The organism is Aeromicrobium tamlense, assembly GCF_013408555.1.
In the GTDB taxonomy this organism is placed as follows: domain Bacteria; phylum Actinomycetota; class Actinomycetes; order Propionibacteriales; family Nocardioidaceae; genus Aeromicrobium; species Aeromicrobium tamlense.
The window spans coordinates 1,539,039-1,564,789 of the sequence record NZ_JACBZN010000001.1; the positions used below are offsets into that span (position 1 = coordinate 1,539,039).

General features: G+C 65.4%; 25 protein-coding genes. 12 read left to right on the forward strand and 13 right to left on the reverse strand.

Going from position 1 to position 25,751, the window contains the following annotated elements:
* Positions 1-8: 8 nt before the first annotated feature.
* The 7 genes from BJ975_RS07685 to BJ975_RS07715 form a co-directional block, all read right to left on the reverse strand.
* Complete coding sequence (locus tag BJ975_RS07685; protein WP_179424574.1) at positions 9-1,019, reverse strand: Ldh family oxidoreductase; 1,011 nt, start codon at positions 1,017-1,019, stop codon at positions 9-11.
* Positions 1,016-1,963 carry a beta/alpha barrel domain-containing protein gene (locus BJ975_RS07690; protein ID WP_179424575.1) on the reverse strand — a complete coding sequence of 316 codons (948 nt, stop codon included), beginning with the start codon at positions 1,961-1,963 and terminating at the stop codon, positions 1,016-1,018. Before BJ975_RS07690 ends, BJ975_RS07685 begins: the two co-directional genes overlap by 4 nt.
* The gene (locus BJ975_RS07695) at positions 1,963-3,573 is read right to left on the reverse strand and encodes an AMP-binding protein (RefSeq protein WP_179424576.1); all 1,611 of its coding nucleotides are present in this window, start codon (positions 3,571-3,573) and stop codon (positions 1,963-1,965) included. Before BJ975_RS07695 ends, BJ975_RS07690 begins: the two co-directional genes overlap by 1 nt.
* A gap of 52 nt (positions 3,574-3,625) precedes the next feature.
* On the reverse strand, positions 3,626-4,342 hold the full coding sequence (locus tag BJ975_RS07700) for an ABC transporter ATP-binding protein (protein WP_179424577.1): 717 nt from the start codon (positions 4,340-4,342) through the stop codon (positions 3,626-3,628).
* The gene (locus BJ975_RS07705; protein WP_179424578.1) at positions 4,332-6,092 is read right to left on the reverse strand and encodes a branched-chain amino acid ABC transporter ATP-binding protein/permease; all 1,761 of its coding nucleotides are present in this window, start codon (positions 6,090-6,092) and stop codon (positions 4,332-4,334) included. Before BJ975_RS07705 ends, BJ975_RS07700 begins: the two co-directional genes overlap by 11 nt.
* 79 nt (positions 6,093-6,171) lie before the next feature.
* A complete protein-coding gene (locus tag BJ975_RS07710) occupies positions 6,172-7,053 on the reverse strand; it encodes a branched-chain amino acid ABC transporter permease (RefSeq protein WP_179424579.1) in 882 nt (293 codons plus the stop codon).
* A complete protein-coding gene (locus BJ975_RS07715; RefSeq protein ID WP_179424580.1) occupies positions 7,050-8,252 on the reverse strand; it encodes an ABC transporter substrate-binding protein in 1,203 nt (400 codons plus the stop codon). The genes BJ975_RS07710 and BJ975_RS07715 overlap by 4 nt, the downstream gene beginning before the upstream one ends.
* A 171-nt stretch (positions 8,253-8,423) precedes the next feature.
* Between BJ975_RS07715 and BJ975_RS16945 the strand changes: the two genes are divergently transcribed.
* Complete coding sequence (locus BJ975_RS16945; protein WP_218845766.1) at positions 8,424-8,888, forward strand: MarR family winged helix-turn-helix transcriptional regulator; 465 nt, start codon at positions 8,424-8,426, stop codon at positions 8,886-8,888.
* Here BJ975_RS16945 and BJ975_RS07725 read toward each other — a convergent pair.
* Both BJ975_RS07725 and BJ975_RS07730 read right to left on the reverse strand, forming a co-directional pair.
* The gene (locus BJ975_RS07725; protein ID WP_179424582.1) at positions 8,885-9,739 is read right to left on the reverse strand and encodes an SMP-30/gluconolactonase/LRE family protein; all 855 of its coding nucleotides are present in this window, start codon (positions 9,737-9,739) and stop codon (positions 8,885-8,887) included. The genes BJ975_RS16945 and BJ975_RS07725 overlap by 4 nt on opposite strands.
* The gene (locus BJ975_RS07730; protein WP_179424583.1) at positions 9,736-10,731 is read right to left on the reverse strand and encodes a beta/alpha barrel domain-containing protein; all 996 of its coding nucleotides are present in this window, start codon (positions 10,729-10,731) and stop codon (positions 9,736-9,738) included. The genes BJ975_RS07725 and BJ975_RS07730 overlap by 4 nt, the downstream gene beginning before the upstream one ends.
* Positions 10,732-10,800: 69 nt before the next feature.
* Here BJ975_RS07730 and BJ975_RS07735 point away from each other — a divergent pair, with 69 nt between their 5' ends.
* A complete protein-coding gene (locus BJ975_RS07735) occupies positions 10,801-11,871 on the forward strand; it encodes a CaiB/BaiF CoA transferase family protein (protein ID WP_179424584.1) in 1,071 nt (356 codons plus the stop codon).
* Positions 11,872-11,891: 20 nt separating this feature from the next.
* Here BJ975_RS07735 and BJ975_RS07740 read toward each other — a convergent pair whose 3' ends face one another.
* On the reverse strand, positions 11,892-12,917 hold the full coding sequence (locus BJ975_RS07740; RefSeq protein ID WP_179424585.1) for an LLM class flavin-dependent oxidoreductase: 1,026 nt from the start codon (positions 12,915-12,917) through the stop codon (positions 11,892-11,894).
* Between the two features lie 14 nt (positions 12,918-12,931).
* Entirely contained in the window at positions 12,932-14,125 is a 1,194-nt protein-coding gene (locus BJ975_RS07745; protein WP_179424586.1) for a flavin reductase, read from the reverse strand.
* A 140-nt stretch (positions 14,126-14,265) separates the two neighbouring features.
* Between BJ975_RS07745 and BJ975_RS07750 the strand changes: the two genes are divergently transcribed.
* Positions 14,266-14,979, forward strand: coding sequence for an NADPH-dependent F420 reductase (locus BJ975_RS07750; RefSeq protein WP_218845768.1), 714 nt, complete (start codon positions 14,266-14,268; stop codon positions 14,977-14,979).
* 587 nt (positions 14,980-15,566) lie between these two features.
* Here BJ975_RS07750 and BJ975_RS07755 read toward each other — a convergent pair.
* Complete coding sequence (locus tag BJ975_RS07755; protein WP_179424587.1) at positions 15,567-15,800, reverse strand: hypothetical protein; 234 nt, start codon at positions 15,798-15,800, stop codon at positions 15,567-15,569.
* Between the two features lie 42 nt (positions 15,801-15,842).
* Positions 15,843-16,769 carry a LysR family transcriptional regulator gene (locus BJ975_RS07760; protein WP_179424588.1) on the reverse strand — a complete coding sequence of 309 codons (927 nt, stop codon included), beginning with the start codon at positions 16,767-16,769 and terminating at the stop codon, positions 15,843-15,845.
* A 161-nt stretch (positions 16,770-16,930) separates the two neighbouring features.
* Between BJ975_RS07760 and BJ975_RS07765 the strand changes: the two genes are divergently transcribed.
* The 9 genes from BJ975_RS07765 to BJ975_RS07805 all read left to right on the forward strand — a co-directional run bounded on the left by BJ975_RS07765 (position 16,931) and on the right by BJ975_RS07805 (position 25,557).
* The gene (locus BJ975_RS07765; RefSeq protein ID WP_179424589.1) at positions 16,931-17,728 is read left to right on the forward strand and encodes an SDR family NAD(P)-dependent oxidoreductase; all 798 of its coding nucleotides are present in this window, start codon (positions 16,931-16,933) and stop codon (positions 17,726-17,728) included.
* A gap of 26 nt (positions 17,729-17,754) precedes the next feature.
* On the forward strand, positions 17,755-18,537 hold the full coding sequence (locus BJ975_RS07770; RefSeq protein WP_179424590.1) for an amino acid ABC transporter ATP-binding protein: 783 nt from the start codon (positions 17,755-17,757) through the stop codon (positions 18,535-18,537).
* Positions 18,534-19,190: an amino acid ABC transporter permease gene (locus BJ975_RS07775; RefSeq protein WP_179424591.1), complete on the forward strand. Its 657-nt coding sequence runs from the start codon at positions 18,534-18,536 to the stop codon at positions 19,188-19,190. Before BJ975_RS07770 ends, BJ975_RS07775 begins: the two co-directional genes overlap by 4 nt.
* Positions 19,187-19,849: an amino acid ABC transporter permease gene (locus BJ975_RS07780; protein WP_179424592.1), complete on the forward strand. Its 663-nt coding sequence runs from the start codon at positions 19,187-19,189 to the stop codon at positions 19,847-19,849. The genes BJ975_RS07775 and BJ975_RS07780 overlap by 4 nt, the downstream gene beginning before the upstream one ends.
* Positions 19,850-19,879: 30 nt before the next feature.
* Positions 19,880-20,716, forward strand: coding sequence for a substrate-binding periplasmic protein (locus tag BJ975_RS07785; RefSeq protein WP_179424594.1), 837 nt, complete (start codon positions 19,880-19,882; stop codon positions 20,714-20,716).
* 93 nt (positions 20,717-20,809) lie between these two features.
* Positions 20,810-22,915 carry an acetate--CoA ligase family protein gene (locus tag BJ975_RS07790; protein WP_179424596.1) on the forward strand — a complete coding sequence of 702 codons (2,106 nt, stop codon included), beginning with the start codon at positions 20,810-20,812 and terminating at the stop codon, positions 22,913-22,915.
* A complete protein-coding gene (locus tag BJ975_RS07795; RefSeq protein WP_179424598.1) occupies positions 22,912-23,610 on the forward strand; it encodes an enoyl-CoA hydratase/isomerase family protein in 699 nt (232 codons plus the stop codon). The genes BJ975_RS07790 and BJ975_RS07795 overlap by 4 nt, the downstream gene beginning before the upstream one ends.
* The gene (locus BJ975_RS07800) at positions 23,603-24,100 is read left to right on the forward strand and encodes a hotdog family protein (protein WP_179424600.1); all 498 of its coding nucleotides are present in this window, start codon (positions 23,603-23,605) and stop codon (positions 24,098-24,100) included. Before BJ975_RS07795 ends, BJ975_RS07800 begins: the two co-directional genes overlap by 8 nt.
* A 41-nt stretch (positions 24,101-24,141) precedes the next feature.
* Positions 24,142-25,557, forward strand: a complete 1,416-nt coding sequence (locus BJ975_RS07805; protein WP_179428126.1) for an aldehyde dehydrogenase family protein — start codon at positions 24,142-24,144, stop codon at positions 25,555-25,557.
* The last annotated feature ends 194 nt before the right edge of the window (positions 25,558-25,751 follow it).

Genomic DNA, 25,751 nt, shown 5'->3' on the forward strand with positions numbered 1-25,751 from the left:
TCCTCCGGTCAAGCGTTGAACCTGGTTGGGTCGGCGATCGAGGTCAGAGCCGAAAAGACTGAGTCCTCTACGACGACTATGCCGCGACGTCGCGATTCCGCCCGAACCTCGCGGGAACGATCAAAGGGGACGCGAACTGGCCGGCCCGGATCGACTGGACGGGACGCACGAATGCGATTGGCGTGCTCTGCAACTCGGCGCTTGTAGTCATCTGCATCCGTCAGAAGCCCGGGATCGATCGCTACGAGCAAAAATCCTAGGTCGCCGATCTCCTGCCGCCGCGGGAGGGCTGGCGACCCCGTGAGCATGCCGAGAAGGTGCACTGAGAGCGAAAGGCCGGAGCCGCGATGGCCACCCCAAACGGTGAACGCCCCGGCCAGCGCTTCAGCGGGAGTTGTGGTCGGCAGACCGGCCGGATCGTATGCCGAGCCGGCCGGCAGCTCATCCCCGAGGCGTCCGGCCAATACCACCTCGGCGTAGGTGATCGACGACGTTCCTGAGTCCCAGATGATCGGATCCTCAGTGCTGGGGAAGCCGAAGGCGATGGGGTTGGTGCCGAGAAGAGCTTCTGAGGACCCGTGCGGGGCCACGGTCTTGCCTCCATTGCCCGCCACCAGTCCCACCAGACCAGCAGCTGTGACTTGCTCCAGGTACCATGAGAACATCCCGGTCAACCACGTATCGCGGGCCGCCGCGACGCAGATTCCATGGCTCGTCGCCTTCTCGATCGCCAATTCGGTGGCGCGTTGCGCAACGACATAGCCCAGTGTGTCTCTGCCATCGATCGTGACGGCGATGGGAGTTTCGCGCTCCACCCGCCAACCAGGACTCGGCTTCGACGAGCGCAGTCTTTCTGCCACGGAGAGTGCTCGTGGCAGGCCTCCATACGCAAGACCCCGAAGCTCGCAGTCGATCAGGTGTTCGGCTGTTTTCGCCGCATCTTCGGTGGTCAGACCTGAAGCGGTCAACGCATGGGTGACTAGCTCCGTGGCCTCCACGACGGACAGTTCCTTTGTCATGAACGCACGCTCCAATTGAAGGCGCTGACCTCATCGCTCGGCTGATGACTCGGCACTGAGCCGATTTTTCGGACGAAGCCGAGCGTAGGGGCTCCAACTTCGTCGGCGAGCCAGTTCGATGCGGCGATGACAGCGTCGAGATCGACTCCGCTGTCAACACCAAGCAGGTCGAGCATCTGGACCACGTCCTCAGTGCAGATTCCGCCGCCCGGTGTGTCGGGCATGGCCGGGTGACCGCCTGACCCGCCGAGCGACACATCGATATTGCGCACACCGAGGTTGATGAGCTCGACCACGTTTGCCAGTCCCATGCCCCGCGCGTCGTGCACCTGGACGGTCAGACGGCCGAGGTCGTTGAGCTCGACGGCGCCTTCGACGAGGTTGCGCATCTGTTTCGGCGCGGCGTAGCCAGCAGAGTCGGCCAGTATCCAGTCGTCAACCCCGATCTCCCGCAGCCTGCGACCGATTGGCGCGAACGTCTCGGCGCCGCGCGCAGGCTCGGACGGGCCACCCCAGGCGAAGATCACGTATGTGCCCACCGTCGTGCCCGACCCTTCGGCAACCTCCCGAAGGTGAGCCAGTAGCTCGAGGGAGTCCTCGGGCGTGCGCCCGATGTTGTTGCGGGCGAAATCGTCATCTGCCGACAGAAGGAACCACGCCCCGTCCATGCCCGCCTCGATGGCGTCCCGCAGCCCTCGCTCGTTCCCAATGCAGCACTCGAACCGCACCCCGGCCGGCCGCCGGACGCGCGCCATGACCTCAGCTGCATCAGCCAGCCCGGGAACCAGGTCGGGTCGCACGAACGAAGTGGCCTCAATCGCAGGCAGGCCCGCGGCTGTCAGCCGGTCGATCAGCTCGACCTTGTGTTCGGTCGGTGCTTGGTACGCCTGGAACGTCAGGCGGGGGGCGATGTCCTTCAGGCGGACTGAGCGCTCAGCGGTCATCAGCGGATCCTCGTCGGCGCGTGGCCATGCTGCTGCGAGTCCCAGGTGCGTTCCTGCAGGCCCTGAGTCCGTAGGACTGCCTTCTGGATCTTGCCCGTAGGCGTACGTGGCAGCACACTCACTGCGCGGTAGTAGCGAGGCACCATGAAGTGCGGCAGGTGTTCATCGCAGTGGCGGAAAAGCGCCTCGAAGTCGAACCCGTCGACCTCCCCGACCTCGACGACCGCCAGCACCTCATCCTCTCCTAGCTCGGACGGCGTGCCGATGGCCGCCGCCTCGATCACGCCGGGGGACGCCATCAACACGGTCTCGACCTCGTACGACGAGATGTTCTCACCACGCCGCCGAAGCGCGTCCTTCTTGCGGTCGACGAAGTAGTAGTAGCCATCACTGTCGACGTAGCCCAAATCACCGGTGCGCCACCACATGCCACGCATCGTGGCGAGAGTGGCCGCCGCATCATCGACGTAATGGGAGAACATGACATTCGCCGCGAGCGGGCGGTACACGATCTCCCCGACCTCACCGACCGGCACCTCGAACCCCGCCTCATCCTGGATCTGCAACTGTGTGGTGCGTGTCGGCCTTCCAATCGATCCCACTTTGCGGGCGTCGACCGGGTTGTAGGTGACGTTCTTGATCTCGGTGAGCCCGTAGCCCTCGACGATATGCACGCCGAACCGGTGCTCGAACGGCAGCAGGACGTCTGGCGGTGCCGGCGCAGCGAAGACCCGCCGCACCCGATGCGTCCGATCTCGAGCATCGGCCGGCTGCGCCAACAGCATCGGCAGGACCGAGCCGAGCGCGTTGAACATGGTCACGTCGTGGGTGCGGATGTCGTCCCAGAAGCGGCTCGCGCTGAACTTCTCAGACAGCACGACAGTCGCTCCTGCATAGAAGCCGTGCAGGCAGACGTTGAGTTGAGCCGCTCCATGGAACATGGGCAGACAGGTGTAGAGGACGTCACGCGATGTTGTCCCCATGCACTCGAGATTCTCGCGCGCAGCAACCAACGCCATGAGGTGGGAGGTCACGACACCCTTGCTCTTGCCGGTGGTGCCGGAGGTCAAGGCGATGGCGGCGGTGTCATAGGGACGCACAAGCACTTCGGGACGACTGACATCGGACTTGAGCAACAGTTCGTCGTACCCAAGGACGGAGACGTCGTCCGGCACCGTGACAGGTGCGTCGTCGACCAAGATGAGGTAGCGCAGGGTCGGCACCCGGTCGCGAACGGCGAGAATCGCAGGGACGAACGCCGACTCGGTCACGAGGGCGACGGCTCGGGTCAGCGTGAGAGCGTGCTCGAGGAACGTTCCCTTATACGCGGTGTTGACCGGCACCGTGACGTAGCCGCCACGGGCGATGCCCAGCCAGCTCGTGACCCACTCGAGGCGATTGCGCAACATCACAGCGACGGAGCCGCCTTGCTCTACGCCCAGCTCTTGCAGACCGCCGGCCACCTGACTCGCCATGTTGTCGAGCTCTCCGTAGCTGAGCTGGCCACCGGCCGTCAGAAGTGCAGGCTTGTCAGGCATCGCTGCCGCGCGGCGTGCCAGCAGGCCACCGATCGTGCCGCCGCCAAGATCGGCGAGTTGCCTCTCGCTCATGTGTTCCTCCGTGTTCTTCTCGTGTTCAGTGTGATCCGCGGATGGCGGGATTTCAGGTGCTCGTCGGCCGGCCCAGGTAGTCGCTGTGCATCACGTCGAGTTGGGTCAAGTCGACGGCCACGCCACGACCGTCGCGGATCGTCAAGGCGGTGTCGCTGATCTGTGCCAACGCTCGGACGTTCTGGTCCACGAGTAGCAGCCCGACACCACGGTCGTCCGCAACACCACGCAGTGCGATCAAGAGGTCCGAGACGACGGCGGGAGCCAAGCCGAGGCTTAGCTCATCGACCATGAGCACGCGTGCATCGGCTGCCAGACCGCGTGCGACCGCGATCATCTGCTGTTGGCCGCCGGACAGATCGCCTGCCTTCCTGTCGAGGTGCGGCTCAATCGCGGGGAACAGGGTCAGCATCTCTCCCAGCGACTTCCTACTCAAGCGGCGGCCGAGTGCAGCTGCGCCGAGCTCGATGTTCTGGCGGACCGTGAGCGTGCTGATCAAGCCGCGACCCTCCGGCACGTGACTTAGCCCGCGTGCCGCGGTGGCGTCCGGTCTGCGCGGCAACGGTGTGCCCGCCAGCGAGATCTCCTCGGCGCGGTGCGGTGTCATGGCCGACAGGGCACGCAGGGTGCTCGTCTTGCCGGCACCGTTCGGTCCGACCAGTGCGACGATCTCACCGACGCTGACTGTCAGGTCAAGGTGGTCGACGACGCGTGCTGCGCCGTAGGCGACGGCGAGACCGCGCACCGTCAGTAGGTTGTCACGAGACATGAGCGGCTCCCAAGAAGACATCGACGACGCGGGAATCCTCGACGACGGCGTCGGGCGTGCCCGTCGCGATCGGTCGCCCGAAATGGAGGGCGGTGGCGGAGTGAGCCACGTCCCGCAGGAAGCCCACATGGTGGGCGATGACGAGGATCGTCAGACCAGCCTCGCGGTTGACCTCAGTGAGCACTCGAGCGACGGATTCGATGTCCTCGTCCTGTAGTCCCGCGGTCGGCTCGTCGAGCAGCATCATGCGGGGCGACGAGACGACGGCCCGAGCGATGTCCACGAGCTTCTGGTCCGCCAGGGACGTGGCGGTGGCGGGGCGTCCCCACACCGACTCGGGGAGCCCAACCATGGCCAGGGCGTCCTTGGCGGCATCGCGAGTTCGTGCGTCACGTGCGAGCGTCGAGGGCAACGGGAGTAGGTCCAGCAGGACGCTCGACGACTCATCGCCGTAACAGCCGAGCTGGACATTCTCTAGGACCGAAAGGTCGCCGACGAGCGACGGGTTCTGGAAGGTCCTGGTGAGTCCCAGTCGCCGAATCTGTTGCGGACGTAGTCCTTTGAGCGGAGTGCCGTCGAAGACGATGCTTCCTTCGTGCGGCTGGATACCGCTGATGCAGTTCAGGATCGTCGTCTTGCCGGCTCCGTTAGGGCCGAGCAGGGCATGGATCTGTCCTTCGACGATGCGGAGGGACGTTCCGTCCAGTGCCCGCACTCCACCGAAGGTGACTTGAAGATCGTCGACCGTCAGGAGATTCGGCGCCTCCTCACGCGGAACCGGCGAGGGTAGACCAGCAGTGCGCGTCACCCGCACGTACTCGGTGGGGTCCGTTGACGATGGGTCGGGTTGCCGCCGAACGAGCCCGCGGAGCCTCTCGTAGAGGCCGAATCCGCCTTCGGGCAGAGCGATCAGCACAATGATGAGCACTGCGGCGTAATAGAGCTCGCGGCCCGCGCCCGCCTCCCGGGTTACCTGCGACAGGAGTGTCATCAGGACGGCTCCCGCGATCGGGCCGGCAATGCTGCCGAGCCCTCCGACGATCGTCATGACCAGCAACGTCAGCGACATGGCTGGCAGGAAGTTGGTGGGCATCAGGTACCCGAGGAGTTGGGCGTAGACGAATCCTGCGAGGCCGGCCGCTCCGGCGGAGAAGACGAAGGCGATGACTTTGCTTCGAGACACGTCAATGCCCAGTGCCGACGCAACAACGGGGCTTCTCTTGATGACACGGAGCGCCTGCCCCTGTCGCGAGTCGGCGAACCGTGCGCTGAGTAGCGCGGTCACTGCCAGGAGCGCCCAGGCAAGGTAATACAGCGAGGAACCGTAGCTGAGGTCCAGACCACCCAGAGCCGCCGGCGGGACCGCTAGACCTGCGGCCGCATTCGTGAGCGGCGAAAGCCAGTCGACACCGAGCAACAGCATGACTAGATAGCCCAGAAAGAACGTCATGAACGCGCCTCCCAGCTGTCCGATGCGCATCATCGGCACTCCGAGGACGCCCGCAACGACCATGGGCGCCAAGACGGCCGCCGGCAGAGTGGCCCATGTGCTCCATCCGTACTGGGTGCCCAGAATCGCGGTGGCGTAGGCACCGATGCCTACGAAGGCGAAGTTCCCGATCGAGAACTGACCGCCATAGCCTGAGAGGATGTCAAGCCCGACTGCCGCGATGGCGAAAACGAGCGCCAGGGTCAAGGAGTCTTGAGTCCGGGCGTCGATGCCCAGCAAGGGCGGAAGCAGCAGGATCACCAGGACGACGAGTACAGGACGGGTCATCCTACTTCGGGCGCGTGAGGTCAATGCCATGAGAGGTACTTCCTTTCGGAGTTCACAAGCGTTCCGTCGTCGAAGCTCCGAAGATCCCCTGGGGGCGGGCGACGAGCATGGATAAGACGAGCGCGAAGACCACGAGCGTTGCTGTCTCGCTATCGACGTAGACCGACGTCGTGCTGTTCGCGATGCCGATGATGATGCCGCCGAGGAAGACCCCCCCGAGGCTGTCCAGACCACCGATCACTGCCGAGGCAAACGCCAGCAGCAAGTAGACGTCCATCATCTCGCTCGAAACGAGCGCGATCGGCGCGATCAGCACTGCGACGACCGCCGCGATGCCCGAAGCGAAGGCCCACGCCAGCATGGTGAGGCGGCGAGTCCGGACGCCGAGGAGCCGGGCGACATCCGCGTTCGCCGCCAAGGCGAGGAACGTCAGCCCCGTGCGGGTGTGGGAGAAGTAGAACCGCATCCCGACAGCCAGTATCGCGGCGACAGCGATCGTGCCGAGCGTCAGCCATGAGACCGGAGCGCCCCCAATGGTGAACGCCGCATCGCGGGGAAAGATCGCCGGGAACCGAAATGGCTGCCCGTGCCCCCAGAACAACCGGGTCGAGGCCACCAGCAGAAGCAGGAGGGCGAGCGATCGCATCGTGATGTTCAAACTTCCGGCGCTGTCGGCTGGGCGCAGCAGAACGATATAGACGACACCTCCGAGGGCGATCATGATGATCAACCCGATCCCTGCGGAAGCCACGACGCCGAGTCCGGTGTCACGCGCGACCTGCAGGGTGATGAAGGCGGCCATCGTGGCCAACGCTCCCTGCGCGAAGTTCGCGACACCGGTCGCCTTGTGCAGCAGCACGATGCTGAATCCGAGCAGCCCGATCACCATGCCGAGGGCAAGGCCCGTGATGAGGGCGCCGAGCAGCAGGCTCATTCGCCCACCAACGGGGCGTCGAACGCCGGGACCATCGCCCCGTCCTTGAACGACACGGCATGCACCTGACTGACGCCGAGGTGGTCGCCCGCCGCGAAGGCGAGTGTTCCCAGGACGGGCGCGGCGTCCTCACTCTTGAAGCCGTCCAGCCCCTTGAGGATCGATTCGCGGGTCACGTCGTCGCCAGCTGCCTCCAGTGCGCTGACGAGCGCCTGAGCGTTGGAGCAGCCAGTCAAGGACAAGGAGTCCGCCTCGAGGTCCGGCGCGTACTTCTCGAAGGCCGCGATGCACGAGGCGGCGCTTTCATCGGCGGCGGCGGCTGGCACCGAGGTCGCCAGCACCTTGGTGAGATCGACGCCCTCGTCGATGCCTGACAGGAAGCCAAAGGTCGGTGTGGACGTCGACGTGATCACGGCCTTCGCTGGAAAGGCGTTCTGCGAGGCCATCGTGTTGATGAGCTTGGCACTGTCGCTGGAGTTGGTGACCGTGGCGATGTAGTCAGCTCCGACAGATTTTGCCTTCAGCACGACGGAATTCATGTCGGGTTCGTTGAGAGTGACCTTGGTGTCGCCCGCGTAGGTTCCACCGGCGTCCTCGACTGCTGCTCTGATGTCCTTCAGGCTTTCCTCGATACCCGGAAGGGCCAACGTGATGACGTAGAGAGAGCCGGGCCCGTCCTTCTCCATCGCGGCGGTTGCCATGGCGCTCACCATGTCCCCGTTGCTTGGGATGAGGCTGAAGAATGTGTCGGTCTTTGTGGCGCCAGGCACATCAGCCCAGGGAAACAGGAAGGGAATCTTCTGCTGCTCCGCAAACGGGGCGATGGCTGCCGCGGTCGGACTGCCGCAGCCGTTGAAAAGCGCGACGACATCCTCGTCCCGCGCAAACTCGCGCACGTTGGTGAGTGCCTCTGACGCCTGGTAGGCGTCGTCCTCGACCCGATCGACGATCTTCCGGCCGTTGACACCGCCCTCGGCATTGACGCTTTTGATCCAGGCCTCGGCCCCCTTCGCGATCGGAACGCACGTGTCGACGCCCGGGCCGGTAAGAGGCATCGACGTGCCGACCACGATCGAGTCGCCGGAACCGCCGGCAGTCCCATCGCTGGCTCCGCAGGCTGCCAAGGCGGCCAGGGTCGCAACTGAGAGTCCGGCGAGCGCCAGACGGCGGAAGGCCCGTCGGTTGTCAAGGAGTTTCATGGATGTCTTCCTTCTGATCGGGGACGGCAAACCGGGCGACTCACGCGTCCGCACTGTCGGTGACCCGCGTCACACATTAACCAGCATGCTGAAATGTAATAAGCATGCTGTCATATGTCAACACGTTCTTGGTGGCGTTCAAAATCGTCACCCTCCGCGTATGCTGCGACCGTGTCCGACGAACGCGATGAGCCCGATGAACTCACCTATCTGCTGGACGGCGTCTTCCGTCTCGAACGGGCCGTCACGCGCATCGGCAACCTGCGATTGACCCCGTGGCACTTATCGCTCTCTAGCTACGCCGCAATGCGGATCATCGAGACAAAGCCCCGCCTGTCACTTGCCCAGCTCTCGCGCCGGTGCTTCGTGCGGCCTCAAACGATGACGCGGATCGTGTCGACCCTGCGAGACCGCGGGTACGTCGAACGCACGGCAAATCCCGAGAGCGAGCGCGCGATGTCGCTGACGCTCACGAGGGAGGGAATCAGTGTGCTCCGCGAGATGGACGCCGAGGTGCTCCAGATCAACGACAGCTTCGCGCGCGCCCTTGACGGCGATGAGCGCGCCGAGCTGGTGCGCATGCTCCGTACCACGGCGATCCTCGTCGAAGAGGAGCTTCGCGAGCTGGAGCGCTAGATTTGTACCGCGGCACGCGGCACCGGCACACCCGGTCCAAGTCCGCGCGCCCGGAGCACTCGACCGTCTCCCCCGTGGCCGTCGACCGAAGTGACGACGAGGTCCTGCAGGTGGTCGCCGGAGAAGCAGAGTGAGGTGACCGTCCGCTCCACCTCGAGGTGACCTCGCTCGGTACCGTCCGGCGCGAGCACGAGTATGGCTCCCGCGTGCAGGGTGGCTACCCACACGCTGCCGTCAGCGGCGACCGCGAGACCGTCGCCCGTGCCGCGCTTGATGTCGGCAAAAGGTCGGGCCGGGCCGATTGCTCCGCCCTCGCTGATCTCGTGGACCACAATATGATTCCGCACCGAGTCGACGTGGTAAAGGGTTCGCCCGTCCGGGCTGACACCGATACCGTTCGGAAGCAGGATATCGTCGTTCACAACCGTGACCGATCCGTCGAGTTCAAGACACAAGAGCTGGCCGGGTGGAGGATCCGCTGGCACAACGGGTCCCTCCGGACGGTAGCCCAGAGCACCGACCAGCACGCGCCCGAGATGGTCGACGACCATGTCGCCGAAGGCGATACGGCGCTCGTCTTGCTCGATCAGCACGACAGTCGGCGAGTCGTCCGGTGCGGCGCGCCTCGCCGCCAAGTTGCGCCCAGATACGAGTATCCAACCGTCGCGGTGAATGGCCGTCCCACTGATCCCGCGCCGGTGTCGCACGACGACACTGGGAGCGTCGCCATCGACGCGCCACACCCCGCCGGCTGTCTCGTCAGCCACGAGCACGCCCGCCGCGGCGTCGAACAGCGGCGCCTCGACAAATCCCATCCCTTTGGCCAAGACCTCGAACCGCTCTACCTTCATGACCGCGGCCTCGCCGTCGTGAGTCCCGGGAAGCCGGCGAGCATCGATTCCCACGTCAGCGCGGCAAGTTCGTGCTCCGCGCCACCGCGGCTGACATGGTCGAGAGAGGCTCGTCCCGTGGCGTCCGCGACGGCTACCGTCACCGCGGCGTATGCACTGGGCGAGACACCTGACTCGACCCGCAGCCGAGACATGAACGCCAGGAGGTCCTCCGTCGGCAGGTTTCCAAGGACGTCCGGGTGGCCAGGGAACCATGCGTCCCCGCCCAGCCCGCCGGCGGCAGACTCGAACCAGGACGCGCCGGCCAGGAGCCCTGCGAACACATTCGCCATGACGAACCCGTTGCGGACATGCAGGTGCAGCCCGACGTCAACCGAGGGATGCCGACGCTTGACCCGCCGTGTCGCCTCGTACACCTGCAGCGGGTCAGCCATGCCGAGCGAGTCCGCGAGGTACAGGCTCTGGGCCCCAGCCGCAACCACCCCGTCCACAAGGCCATCGATGGTCGAGGGCAGGACGCGGCCGCCGGGCACGGAGAAGAACGCCGCAGCCACGCCGGCCGTTACCTTGGCGCCACTACGAGAGAGGTCGACTGCGGCGGCAAGCTCGTTCAATAGCTCGTCAGTCCCACGACCCTGGTTACCGCGATTGGCCTCGTCGCTGGTGGAGACCAAGAAGACCAGCTCATCCACCCCTGCATCGACCGCACGCTGCGCGCCTCGAAGGTTGGGCACGAGGCCCCGATATGTCACAGATGGATCGCGCGGCAGAGCGGCGAGCAGCCTCTCGGCGTCGGCGAACTGGGGCAGCACGCGGGGGTGAGCGAATGACGTGACCTCGATCCGCCGCACGCCGGCTTCCAGCATCAACTCCACGACGCGCAGTTTGTCGCGCAGAGGCATGACCTCAGGCACAGTTTGTAGCCCGTCACGCAGGACCACCTCGACAACCTCCACCGTCGCGGGCAAAGGCAGCGGAAAGACGTCCACCATTGGCAATCACCTTCTCTGGTGCGGTAAATTATAAGCATGCTTACACTACGACCCTCGGAGGCCTGACTCATGGGGATCCTGGATGGAATCCGCGTCGTCGAACTCGGCGGGCTGGGGCCGTCGGCCTGGGCTTGCACATTCCTGGCCGACATGGGCGCGGACGTCGTGCGCATCGACCGCCCCGGCCGCTCGGATATCGACTTCACCGACACATGGATGCGCGGACGCTCCCACGTGCGGCTCGACTTGAAGACCAGCTCTGGACACGCCGCGGCATCTAGCCTCGTAAACGCCGCCGATGTCGTTGTCGAGTCTTTCCGCCCCGGCGTTGCCGAGCGGCTGGGGCTTGGTCCGGAGTTCTGCACGCGCCGGGACCCCCGGCTCGTCTACGCCCAGATGACGGGGTGGGGACAGGAGGGACCGTACGCACACCTCGCTGGACACGACCTCAACTACCTGTCGATTGCCGGCGCGCTCGACACCCTTGGCCCGCGAGGTGGAAAGCCACTACCGACCTTGTACTACGTTGGCGATTGGGCCTCTGGAACGATGCTGCTCATCACTGGGATCATCGGAGCGCTCTACGAGCGCGAGCGGTCGGGCCGGGGCCAGGTCGTCGACGCGGCCATCGTTGACGGCGCGAGCCTCATGCTGATGCAGGTCATGGACCTGCGGGCCAAGACCGGATGGACCGACGCCCGCGGCGTGAACGAACTCGATGGCGGCGCTTGGTACTACGACACCTACGAGACCGCCGACGGGCGCCACATGGCACTGGGTGCATTCGAGCCCATCTTCCGCCAGGCCGCCCTCCGCACTCTCGGACTGGCGTGCGACGAAGCGCGAGTCGTCGACCGAACGCAATGGGAGCTGATCCGTGCCGAGGTGACCGCCGCGTTTCTTACGCGAACGCAGGCCTCGTGGATCGAGATCTTTGCCCAGGTCGACGCCTGCGTGACGCCCGTCAGATCCCTCGCCGAAGCCGCCGCAGAGCCCCACCTCCGAGCGCGGCGAACCTATGCCTCACACGACGGTAGCGTCCAGGCGATGCCCGCCCCACGGTTCAGTCGCACCCCGAGCACACCCGGGGCGTCCGCCCCCGCCTTCGATGCCGCCCACTGGGGCATCGAGCTTCCCTGACGCCCTCACCCGTCGGGGCGTCAGAGGGCCTTCTTCACCTTCAGCAGGAAGTTCTCGAGCTTCGGGTCCCAGGCCGCCTCAGCACCGGTGGTCACCAGGAAGGCATCGACACCGAGTTCTCGGTAGCTGGCAAGGGAGTCAAGGACTCGGTCATACGAGCCAACGAGCGCCTGAGAGTTCGCAAAGCCGCCGAGCAACTTGGTGAGGCCCGTCCAGAAGCAGTCATCGTGCAACTCCTCATCCGTCAATGCGAGTGCCCGCTGCCGACCCACAGAGTTGTCGCCCTTCGACGACCGGAGGAACTTGTTCGTGCCCTGCGCCTCCAAGATCTGGCGCTCCACATCACGCGCCTCGGCCCACGCCTCGTCATCCGTGTCACCGACGAACAGACGCAAGCTCAACGAGAACTTGATGTCACGGCCATATGCGCCTGCAGCCGCCCGTACGCGGTCGATACGCTCCTTCGTCCCCGACAGCGGTTCGCCCCAGAGCATGTATAGATCGGCGTGCCGAGCTCCGAAGTCGACCGCCTCGTCACTCTCGCCACCCATGAAGATCGGGACCTGCCCTTGGACCGGACGCATCTGCAGGTCCACCGCGTCAACATCGTAGAACTCGCCGTGATGGTCGAACGGCCCCTCGTGCGTCCAGGCGCTCCGGACGACGTCGAGGTACTCGATGGCGCGTCGGTAGCGGTCAACCTTGGGAAGGTCGTCGCCTTCGCGGAGCAGGTCCTTGTCCGAGCCGCCGACGACGACGTTCAGGGCGAGCCTTCCTTCCCCTAGGACGTCGAGCGTCGCGAAGTACCGAGCCGCCGCCGTCGGCGACATGACGCCGGGGCGGTGCGCCAAGATCGGGGAGACTTTGTGCGACTGCGCCAGCAGATACGGGACCGTGGCATGGTTATGGGGCCAAATCGATGAGTAGCCGACGAGGACACGATCGATGGCCTTCGACTCGTCCATAGCTCTCACCTGCTCGATCAGGGCTGCCGGTGAGGTGTCCGTGCCGGAGATCGGCTGGATGCCAGTAAAGAGCTCGACCATGATTTCTCCTAGTTTCAGTTGTTCGCGACCGTGGCGAGGTCCGCCGCGGTGAGGTTGATTGAGCGTGCAAGTCGTTTGAGTTCGTCCCTGTAACGAGTGATGTCATCGACGGTGGACGTGGGTGGCAGGCCGTAGGCGGTCAGCGCCAGCCGTACCGCACCCGCGTCGTCGAAGACTGGGACGGCGACGGTCCTCACGGCGTAAGCCTGGCCCGCGACCAGATCCTCTGGCTCGTCCGAACCGAGCGGATCGATGGCCTCTTCGACGGCACGGACCTGCTCCGGCGTAGGCGCGTGAATGGACACACGAGCTAGAGCCCGCTCAAGTTCGCTGTAGGACGGAGTGCCGGTCGTGGCCGACCAGCCGCGCGACCGTACCCGCTCGACGAGGCGACGGACGTGACCGGACTGGCCTTCATCTAGCCCGCCGCGTCTCAGCCAATCCTCGGAATCTGACCATGCAGCGAAAACAATCCCAAGTGGCGGCACGTAGGGCATCCGTTGACCGACCCTCGTCGGCAATCGGCTCGGGTCAGGATGACCACTTGTCGCGACCGCAACGAGTTCATCTTCAAGCCGTGCCGTCGCCAGCACCTCGACGCCGAGCCGCTGAGAGGCCTCGGCCATGCCGGGATGCAGCTGGTCCACGATGCGGAGCTGCTCGACGAGGTCTGGGGCACCGACTGCAGAGATCGAGAGTGGCGCGAAACGCCCATATCCGCCCTGGAAGAACAGAAGGGGAATCGCGGGGTCCTCGACTTTGAGGTCGAGGACACGACCCACCACAATCCAGTGGTCGCCAGCGTCGTGCTTCGATTCGATCTCACAGTCGATCCAAGCGACCGCCCCTTCGAGGATCGGCAATGCCGACGGCCCCTCGCGCCATTCGAGCCCGTCGAACTTGTTGGCCCCCTTCGCGGCAAGTTGTCGACACACCGCTTCCTGGTGCGATGCGAGGACGTTGACACAGAAGGCGCCCCTCCGAGCAATGGCCTGAAAAGTCGTGGAGGACTTCGCGGGCAAGAAGGCCACCAGCGGCGGATCGAGGGACACCGAGGTGAACGAGGACACGATCATGCCGGTGGGCGTGCCGTCATCTTCGACCGATGTGACTGCAACGACACCACTGGGGTAGTGACCCAAGACCCGACGGAACTCGACGGACTCGATCGGCTCCTGCCGCGGAGCCTGGTGCGCGGATGTAAGCATGCTGTTACGTTAGGAGCATGTCGCAGAGAATGCAAGCATGCTTACATTTCGATCGGCACGACAACCACTAGGAGCGCCGGTTGCCCTACCAGCGCTTCTCCATCCAGCCCCCACGCGTGCCACACAAAGAGGAACTGTCAGTGAACATCCGAACCATAGGCTTGATCGGAAGCGGCCACATCGGGACCGTCGTAGCCCGTCTGTCCATCGCAGCCGGCTATCAGGTCGTGCTTTCCAATTCACGGGGGGCCGCTAGCCTCACCGAACTCGTCAGAAACCTAGGCCCCATGGCTCGGGCGACCACAGCTCCTGAGGCGGCACGTGCCGGGGACATCGTCGTCGTAGCGGTACCGCTGAAGGCGTACGACAACCTGCCGGTGGACGCTCTTGACGGGAAGATCGTGATCGACGCGAACAACTACTACCCCGAGCGCGACGGGATCGTAGAGACGATCCGCGACGGGTTGCAGTCGACAAGCGAACTTCTGCAACAGCGCCTCGCAGGCGCGTCGGTCGTCAAAGCTTTCAACAACATCTTCTTCCGCGCCCTCGAAGCACTGGCGGAACCTGCGCACAAGGAGGAACGATCAAGTCTTCCGATCTTCGGGGACGACCCTGACGCCAAGGCCGCCGTCATCGACTACCTGGACACCATTGGCTACGACGCACTCGACGGAGGCGACCTCGCCGAGAGCTGGCGGACAGAGAACGGCAAGCCAGCGTATGTCTACCCCTACAGCGTCAATCGAGATGTCACCCAATTCCAACACGTGGACAGGAAGACACTTACGCGCCTCCTGAGGGAAGCAGTCCGCGGGCAGGGAGAGCCCCGCACGGCGAGTTCCCCCCGCTGAGCGCTGCGTTCCAGATAGCGCGCCCACTCAAAGCACGAGGGGCTGCGGCATCACTGGCGCCAGGTTCGGTAAGCCGCCAGGGCGGCGGTTGAGTCACGATGTGCTCTCGCACTCGACCGGAGCTAGTCCCGGAGCATGGCCTCTACGACTTGGCTCAACCCGCTCCGAGGTGTCGTCAACTCGGTGTGATGGAACCCCGGACCTTGCGATCTGGTCCCCCTGCGGTCCCCCACCGGTCCACGCAGTCCGCGCGTGCCCCCTGAGGGTGCACATTTGCCCCTTGTCCCGCCACTGGCGAAAGCGAAAACCCCTCCAATTGGAGGGGTTTTCGTGTGTGTCCAAGGGGGGACTTGAACCGGAGGGACGCTCCGTGGCGTTGCAGGCAGAATCCGGATTGGCCTGCAATCCCGGTGCGCGGTTACCTGCCGATGCCTCCAGTTACCTCCGAAGTGTGCCCCCTGGGGGTGCACCGATCTTCAGCTCGTGTTGCCGAGCTTAGTCGTCACCCATTGCTACCTGGCGGGCAGGCTACGGCCTGTTCGCCGCGCCGTTCGACATCCCTCCGTGAGCACACCCGAGTTCAGATGTCACCACGAATGGCTGATCGCCGAATTGCAGATACAAAGCTGACGGTGGTCGGCGCACGGACGCTCCATCGACGGCGCATACAGGGACAGCAATTCGAGGAGGTCTTCGACGTTCTCCTCATAGGGGTGGTGGGCGTGGAGCGATTCTTCAAGGGCCGCGGCTGCGACCGCGGAGTCGTCCCCGTCGAGAATTCGACGGCCGCGGCGGTAACCTCTGGCGCGATTGTCATCCAACTATCACCGTCACAATGTGCATCGGTCCCGAGTCGCGGATGGCTACCCAGGCGCTCGCAGGTCCTTGGAGGCGATCTTCGCGGCAAGGACGTCTGCCAGGGCGTCGCCGATGTGGCCGATCCCCTCGTCCCGCTCTCCTGCGCAGCAAACGAAACTGATGTATCGGTGTCCGAGTTCCTGGACCGTCTTCAACTTCACCACGGAGGACTCAGCCGGCTGATACAGACTGGGCAGCAGTGCGACGCCACCTGATGAGAGGAACGCCGTGACGATCGCATAATCATCCTCGCGCAGGTTCACCCGCGGCGTGAAGCCGTACCGCCGACCGAGTGCTTCCAGCGCGCTGTCGTCCGCCTCTCCGGCACGCTGGCGGCCGATCCAATGGTCGCCGGCCAGCGATCGCAGGTCGATGGTCGTCTGCTTTCGCGCTGCTGGGTGGTCGCGATGCACCCAAAGTTGATAGGGGTCGAGCGCCAGGGTACGGATTTCGAGACCGTCCTCCGCGTCCGTGCGCAACGGCTCGAACGAATAGACGATCGCACAGTCAGAGGCACCCTGCTTGACGTTGACGAGGTGCTCGCGCAGTGGCCCGTGCACCAATTCGATCTCCGAGCGCAGACGCCCCTCGCGACGCAGCCGGCTAATGGCCGGCGCCAGGAGGAGGGCCCCGGCCGTCCTAAAGGTGCCCACTCGCCGCACCGACGGAGTTTTCGACTCGGCCACCCTCACCACGCCCTCGTCGAGGGTGTCCAGCACCGACCGCGCGTACCCGAGGAAGAGCTCACCCTGCTCGGTCAGCGTCGCCCCGCGAGGCCCTCTTGTGACCAGGGACGCCTGCAGATGCGACTCAAGTCCACGGAGGTGGTGCGCAATGGTCGGCTGGGAGTAATGCAGCTGTCGAGCTGCGCCTGCGAGCGAACCGGTTTCCCTGATGGCACGGAGAACTGCCAACTGCCGTAGGTCAAGCATCCATACAGCGTATGGCGCTGCCAATGAAAGTCGTGCTCTACCCCCCACCGATGGATGAATACAGACTGTCACCCGACCCACCCGGGAGACGCTGGTCACACCGGAGGGCGTACCTCCCGGACGGACGAGCCGTCACCCCACGTAGCTATGAAGGAGCACCCATGGACCGCATCAAGGGCCGCGTCGCTGTCGTCACCGGTTCGAGTTCGGGCATCGGTCGTCAGATCGCCATGACCTACGCCCGCGAGGGAGCCAAGGTCGTCGTCTCGGACCTGAACGAGGCGCCCCGCGCTGAGGGATACGAAGGCTCCGAGGCCGCGACAACGGTCGAGGCGATCCGCCAGGCCGGCGGCGAGGCGAGCTTCGTCCGCTGCGACGTCACCTCCAAGGCCGAGATCGACGCCCTGGTCGACCACGCCGTCGAGACCTACGGGCGTCTTGACGTGTTTGTCAACAACGCGGGCATGCTTCCCGCACGCAAGCTCCTCCACGAGTACACCGAGGCGGAGTGGGAGATCAGCGTCGGGGTCAACGCCAAGGGGACGTTCTTCGGAATGCAGGCCGCGGTCCGTCAGTTCCTCTCGCAGGGCAACGGTGGCGTCATCGTCAACATTGTGTCCACCGGCGGCCTCCAGGGCCACCCGGGAGTCTCGGTCTACAACGCGGCGAAGGGCGCCGCGGCGCAGCTCACGAAGTGCGCCGCCGTCGAGTACGGACCGGAGCAGATCCGCATCAACGGCATCTGCCCGACGAACGTCCAGACCGCCCTGATGCGCGATTCCTACGACAACCCCGAGAGCAGCGAGGCGTTCACCTCCACGCTCCCGTTGCAGCGGTGGGGCCGACCCACGGACATCGCCGATCTGGCGCTCTTCCTGGCCAGCGACGAGTCCTCGTTCATCCACGGTGCTCTCGTCCCCATCGACGGTGGCGAGATCCTCGGCCGTTACTCCGTGTGAGAGCCCGTCGAGCCAAGGGAGCAGCCATGAGTGAAGAGGCATCCGCCCAGAAAGCCGGTCGGCCCGTTATCAGCGTCCGGGACCTCGTCAAGCGGTACGGGGACCACACCGTCCTCACGGGGGTCTCCTTGGACGTCCAGGCGGGTGAGGTCGTCGCCATTATCGGCCCGAGCGGGGGCGGCAAGAGCACGTTCCTGCGCTGCATGAACTACCTGGAGGAGCCGTCTAAGGGGACGATCGCGATCGACGGCGTTCCGATCGCGGCCAACCCGCCCCGTGCTACGAAGGCAGAGCTGCTCGCGGTTCGGCGGCGGATCGGCATGGTGTTCCAGAGCTTCAACCTCTTCCCGCACATGACGGTCCTGAAGAACGTCACGATGGCGCAGCGTCTCGTGCTGGGCAGGAGCGAGGACGAGGCGCACGAGCGCGCCGTGTCGCTGCTGGACCGGGTGGGTGTGGCGAGCAAGGCCGACGCCCTGCCGTCACAGTGCTCGGGTGGCCAGCAGCAGCGCGTCGCAATCGCACGTGCGCTCGCCCTGAAGCCGGTCGCCATGCTCTTCGACGAGCCAACGTCTGCCCTCGATCCTGAGGTCGGCGTGGAGGTTCTCTCGGTGATGCGCGAACTGGCGGCCGACGGCATGACCATGGCCGTCGTCACCCACGAGCTCGGGTTCGCCCGAAATGTGGCCGACAGGGTCCTTCTCCTGGCCGACGGCGAGATCGTCGAGCAGGGCACCCCGGACCAGGTGCTGACCCATCCGACCCATGAGCGGACGATCCGGTTCCTGTCCGCCGTGATGGACCGATGACCATCGACGCCGGCCTGGGACCCGCTCTCGAGCTCCTCCTGCAGGGAATCTGGCCGACCCTGCTGGTCACGGCGTGTGCCTATCTGATCGCCGCAGCGCTGGGCATGGTCGTCGCCCTGATGCGGGTCTCCCCCGTCAAGGCCCTGCGCCTGTGCGGCGCCGCCTACGTCGAGGTCCTGCGCGGGATGCCGTCGCTCGTCATGGTCCTGCTCATCTACTTCGGGCTCTCCGACTTGTTGCCGATGCCGCCGATGGTGGCCGCGATCACCGGTCTGGCCCTCGTCAACACGGCGTACCTGGCCGAGTACTACCGGGCGGGGATCGAGGCGGTGCCCCGCGGACAACGGGAAGCAGCTGAGGCCCTGGGGCTCACCGGACGGCAGGTCTTCTGGCGCATCATCTGGCGCCAGGGCGTCCGGGTGGCGTTGCCTCCCTCCACGAGCCAAGCCATCGGCATGTTGAAGGAGTCGGCCGTGATCTCGGCCATCGGTGTCGCCGACATCACCTTCCAAGCCCTCACCGCCGCGCACCGCGGAGCGCCACCGATCCAGCTGTTCGCCATCGCCGGCGGACTGTACCTCTGCCTCAGCATCCCGATCGCCGTGCTCTCTCGCACCGTTGAGCACCGCATGCAGAACAGGACCGCAGCATGATCGAAGACTGGATCGCGTGGTTCCCCGAGCTCCTCGACGGCCTGCAGATCAGCCTGACCGTGGCCCTCGCCTCCATCGTCCTTGGACTGGTCCTAGGAACGCTGGTCGCGCTGGCTTCGGTGAGCGGGCATCGGCCCGTCCGGTGGCTCTCCGTCGCGCTCGTCGAGGTGCTCCGGGGTGTCCCGGCGCTCGTGCTGATCTATCTCGTGTACTTCGGCCTTCCGGGCGTGGGCCTGACCCTCGAAGCCTGGACCGCCGCCGTGCTGGCCATCGGCGTGAACACCGCGGCCTACATGGGCGAGATCATTCGCGCGGGGCTGCTCCACCTACCGCCGGGCCAGTCCGAAGCCGCCCAGAGTCTTGGGCTCACTCGCCTGCAGGAACTGCGCGCGGTCGTGCTGCCGCAAGCACTCAGGACGGTGTTCCCTTCCTTGGTGAGCTACTCGGTGATCGTCTTCCAGGCGACCTCACTGTGCTACCTGATCGGCGTCCGAGAGCTCCTCTCCGTGGGCTTCTCAATCGGTTCGGTGACGTTCGAGTACCTCAGTGTGCTGACCCTGGTCGGCCTCATCTACGTCGTCGTCTCGATCGCAGGGTCGCGTCTGGCCCATGCCGTCGAGGCACGCAGCAAGCAGAAGACGTCCATCCCACGCAGTTGATGCGATACCCCCAAGAGAACGGAACACCTCATGAAGAAGACCCTCTCCACCCTCCTCGGTGTCGCCCTGTGCGGCATCACCCTCGCGGCATGTGGCTCCAGTGACGCGAACGGCTCGTCCGTTCCCGCCGACTGCGAGCCGATCGCCGAGGTCAAGACGCTCAAGGAGGGCAAGCTCACCGCCCTCGTCGCGGAGTACCCGCCTTTCATCTACAAGGACGGGAACGATGTGACGGGCGCAGACGGCGAGCTGCTCAAGCGCGTGGCAGCCAGCCTGTGCCTTGAGCCTGACATCAAGCAGACGTCGTTCACCGCGATCATCGAGGGCCTGAAGTCAGGCCGCGCGGACATCAGCGCTGGCGACTGGACCCTCAATGCCGAGCGCAAGAGCATGTTCCAGGTAAGCGATCCGGTCTACCAGGATCTTCAGGGCGTCATCTCCCCCGACGGACTCGACACGGTCGACGACATCATGGGCAAGAAGATCGGCACCGCGGCGGGTTACCTGGTCGTGCCGGACATGCAGAAGGCGTTCGGCAAGGAAAATGTCAAGCTCTACCAGTCCGACGTCGAGGGCTACCAGGACCTCAAGGCCGGTCGCATCGACGCGTACTTGAGCGGACAGGGCGCATTGGCGTTCCTGCTCTCGCAGAACAACGACACCACGATGAAGAACGTCGCGCTCCAGCCGGACGACCGCATCCCGGCGACCGTGAACCCGTCCGTCGCCGTGGCACTCGTGGCGAAGGACAACCCGGACCTGCGCGATGCCGTGAACGAGGTCATCGCCGAGTACCGCTCGTCCGGCGATCTGGCGAAGGTCCTGGACGAGTCGGGCGTCGACCCGGCGTCGGCTGACATCGGCTGATCCAGCGAACCACCAGCACACACACCCGCGTCCAGACACCGTCCCGTCTGCCACGCCATCCACCCTGCAACGAAAGGCTCCATCGTGGCCCACATGCCAGACTTGTCTGCGCTGTTCGCCCCCCAACACATCGCCCTCCTCGGAGTGTCCAAGGATCCGACCCGCGACAGCAACGCGTACCTGCGCGTGCTGGTCGACAACGGCTATCGAGGACGGATCACCGTCCTGGGGGCGGGTGCGTACGGCGATCCGAACGTCATCAAGTCCGTCGACGAGCTTCCCGAGGACGTGGACGTCGTCTTCAACATGCTGCGACCCGAACTCGCGGAGAGCACGCTGGTCACTGCTGCCGAGCGAGGGGCCAAGTTCGGCATCGTGTTCGCCGGCGGGTTCGCGGAAGCTGGGGTCGAGGGAGCCGCACAGCAGGAGCGGATCGTCGCCAACTGCAACGCCCACGGGATGCGCATCGTCGGTCCCAACTGCATGGGGCTCTTCAACACCTGGCATGACACCAACCTGAGCGAGATCGACGACGTCCTGCGTGGTCCGATCGGTGTGGTCTCCCAGAGCGGCAACAACGGTCTGACGATGGTTCACGAAGCCCGGCGCTACGGACTGGGGCTCTCGTCCTTCGTCAGCTTCGGCAACCAGGCCGACATCCCGGCTCACGCCTACATCAAGCACCTCGGTGACGATCCGAACACCAAGGTGATCGCTTTCTATCTCGAAGGATTGCCGCCGGGACTCTCCGAGGAGTTCATCGAGACGTGCCGTGAGGTCTCGCAGCACACGCCGATCGTCGGTCTCAAGGGTGGACGAGGAAGCGCGGGAAGTCGTGCCGCAGCGTCGCACACGGCGTCCCTGTCCCAGGCGCCTCAGGCCTACTCGGCCCTCTTCCGTCAAGCAGGGATCATCGAGGTCGAGCACCTTCATCACCTGTACCCCGCGGCCGAGGCGCTCGTGCGCTGTCCCCCGCTGGCCGGCGATCGCATCTCCGTCGTGGGGTCCGGTGGCGGTCACTCCACGGTGATCGCCGACGCCATCGAGTCCGTCGGGCTGGCCGTTCCCGAGTACCCCGTCGAGGTCCAGGAGGACATCTCGACCCGCCTGCCCTTCGGTGCTCCCGTGAAGAACCCGGTCGACATGACCGGCATGTATCTCAAGGACGCCACGCTGTTCGCGTCGCTCAGCCAGGTCACGCTGGACCGTGCCGCCCACGACGGCGTCGTGTGCTTCGGCCTCTACGGACCCGAGCACTGGCCCGCGACACAACCCGACCCCCAGCTGGTTCCCACCGAAGCGGGGCCCGCCCTCGGTGACCTGCAACGATCTCACGACAAGCCCGTGGTCTTCTTCACGGTCTACGCCGACCAGCAGCACGACCACCTCGTTCAGCTTCGTGAGGCCGGCATCCCCGTCTACCAGGACGCCGAAACGGCAGCGGCTGCGATGCGGGTGCTCCGCGAGCGTGGTCGTCAACTGGGCCTGCGCGGCGTCGACGTTCCTCCCGAGGAACTCGCGAGCGGGAGCCCGTCGACCACCGTGCTCGACGAGTCCCAGTCCGTCGAGCTTCTCCGCCTGCGCGGAGTGCCGTTCCCGTTCCAGCAGGTCGTGCGCAGCGCGAACGAGGCGCGACAGGTGGTCGAGTCGATGACGCGTCCGGCCGTCATCAAGGGCGTCCTGCCCGGCGTCGGTCACAAGTCCGAGCTGGGAGCGGTGAAGCTGGGAATCACGACGGGCGACGGAGCCGCCGAGGCGGTCGAGTCGATCGTGAGCAGCGTGGGTGAGCAACTCGGCATCGATGCGCTGAAGGGCTTCTTGGTCGTGGAGGACCTGGGACGCAACCGTGAGCTCATCGTCGGCGTCCAGCGGGACGACATCTTCGGCGCACTCGCGGTCATCGGTGCCGGTGGCGTCTACACCGAGCAGGTCAAGGACGTCGCTGTCGGAGTCCTCCCGCTCGACGTGGCCGAGGTGGAGCGCATGATCGACTCGCTGCAATCTCGTCCCGTCTGGAGGGGCAGCCGCGGCGAGCGACAAGTCGACCTCGACGCGCTCACCAAGGTCGTCAACGCACTGCACGAGCTCCTGCGCGATGACGAATCGGTCATGAGCGTGGATCTCAACCCGGTGATGGTGACGCCCCAGGGTAAGCTGTACGCCGTCGATGCGGCCATCCACGCGAGGGCCGAGGCATGAGCGACGTCACGATCGCCCGCCAGGACTCGATCGTCACCTTGACATTCGATCGTCCGGAGAAGCTCAACGCCCTCACCTTCTCGATGTACGCGACGGTCCAGGCGGAGATCGAGCGCGTGGCCCACGATTCGACGGTCGCGGCGATCTTCCTCCGCGGAGCAGGCCGATCGTTCTCGGCTGGATGGGACCGCAACGAGGCGGTGCCCGATCTCGCCGAGGCGCTGCGCCGGACGAACGCCTGCCGTTGGGCGATCTGGGACTCCCCTCACCCGGTCGTGGCGGTCACGCAGGGGCATTGCCTGGGCGGTGCATTCGAGCTGGTGCTGCCGGCGGATCTCGTCATCAGCACGGACGACTGCCTTTTCGGAATCCCCGAGGTGGCCGACGGCGTCGCCGCGGGGTTCAACATGCTCCCATGGCTCACCAATCACAAGAAGGCCAAGGCGTGCATGCTCACCGCCGGGATGTTCGGCGGACGGGCCGCCCTGGAGTGGGACCTCGTCACGCACCTGACCTCGGCAGAGCACTTGGAGGACACCGTGACGTCCGTCGGGGAACGCCTGCGCCACGTCGGCTCGAGCACGCTGGCGGCTATTAAGCAGGACACGAACCAGGTCTATGAGTCCCTTGGCATGCGCGAGCAGATCGACCGGAGCGTCGCTCGGCATGACGGTGTGAGGTTCCTCGATGAGTAGCCTCGGTGGGGCTCCGGGACGTCCCCGCCCGCTGCCACGGCGGATCCCGTTCGCCGCAATTTCAGACCTCGTCGGTCAGCAGTTCACCAGCCTCCCCTTCTCGGTCAGCGCCGACGAAGGCGCGTCCTTCATGGAACTGACCTACTTCACGCCGCTGGACAGCACGCAATGGTCGAGTCAGGTCGCTGGAGACATTCTCGAGGGATTCCACACTCTCGCTCTGGTGGACCCGTTACTCAACGAGCACATCCGCTTCGACCGCTCGGAGTGTTACGTCCTCAACTACGGGGTCGACCGGGTCCGTTTCCCCAGCCAGCTTCGCGCCGGGCAGGAGCTCGTCTTCACGATGGCCGTGACCGACGTGACGCCGCGAGCCGAAGGAGTCGTCCTGACCCTCGAGTTCGACATCACCGCGCAGGGATCCGACAAGCCGGGCGTCGTCGGTTCGTGGCGCCTGTTCATTGCACCCCACAAGGGCGCGAATCCGTGACCATCTCCGTCCAGTTCCCCTTCTCTTCGCAGGAGCCTCCCATGACTCATCAAGACCACTACATCGCCGGCGCCTGGGTGAGGGCATCCGGCCACCGATCGATTCCAGTCGTGAACCCCTTCACGGAGCAGGTCATCGCCGAAGTCCCCGACGGCACACCGGAAGACGCTGTCGCCGCCGTCCTGGCTGCCCGCACCGCTTTCAACGAGTGGGCTGCCACTCCACTTGCGAAGCGGACCCAGCTCGTCCATGACCTTGCGGAAGCGCTGCGGGCACGGCGCGCCGAGCTGATCGAACTCACAATCGACGAGCTCGGCGCGCCACGTCGCGACGCCTCGGCCTCGCAGGTCGATCTCCCGATCGACGTGCTCGACTGGCTCGCCGAGGCAGCCGACGAGGTCGAGTTCAAGTCGACCGACGGAAACGTCACCGTCCTGCGGGAGCCCTTCGGCGTCGTCTCATGCATCACGCCGTGGAACTACCCGCTGCACCAGCTGGTGGTGAAGGTTGGTGCCGCCCTGGTCATGGGGTGCACGGTCGTTTTGAAGCCCAGCGAGGTGACACCCCTCAGCGCCATCGTCTTCGCCGAGGAAGTCAACCGGGTCGGGTTCCCGGCCGGAGTCTTCAACCTCGTGAACGGCCGCGGCCCGGTCGTGGGCGAGGTGCTCGCCTCCCACCCCGAAGTGGACTTCGTAAGCTTCACGGGCTCAACCGCGGCCGGGACGCGCGTGGCGGAGCTGGCCGCTCGGACCGTGAAGAAGGTCTCATTGGAACTCGGCGGCAAGTCCGCCTCCGTGATCCTTCCTGATGCGGACTTCGACTTCGCAGTCAAGCAGACGGTGGCTCGCTGCTTCGAGAACTCCGGCCAGGCCTGCAGCGCCTTGACGCGCATGCTGGTTCCCCGCTCGGAACTGGCTCGTGCCGAGGACATCGCGGCCGTCGCCGCGTCGGAATACCTGCTCGGTGACCCCCGGGACCCGCAGACGGTGCTCGGGCCCGTGGTGTCCGATGCCCAGCGCGCACGCGTCCGAAACCACATCGACCGTGCCATCGACGACGGCGCACGCCTCGTCATCGGTGGGTCAGAGCAACCAACGGACCAAAGCCACGGATACTTCGTCAAGCCGACCGTGCTGTCGAGGGTGACACCCGACATGCCTATCGCGCGGGATGAAGTATTCGGTCCCGTGCTGGCCATTTTGGGGTACGACGATGTCGACGAAGCTGTCCGCACCGCCAACGCCACGGACTACGGTCTCTCCTCGGCGGTCTGGGGCACGAACGCCAATCTCGTTGACGAGGTCGCCCGGCAGATGCGCGCCGGACAAGTCATCGTCAACGGGGGTGCCTGGAACTTCCGGGCCCCGTTCGGCGGCTACAAGCAATCCGGCCTGGGGCGCGAGTCGGGAGTGTTTGGCCTCGAAGAATTCCTAGAGATCAAGGCGCTGCGCGCCTGATCAACCTGAGAGAGCGAAGATGCGTGTCAGACACGTCACCATCCTGGCCCATCTCGGACCTCCTGCCCCTCAGCAGATGCGCAGCCCAGGGGTCTCTCCGTCGGCGCGTCCAGCCGACGCTCGCTCGTATCCGAGCGAGCGTCGGCTGCGCCCATTTCTGGGGTGGCCGACGCTTCTAACGCGCCCGGTCTGGG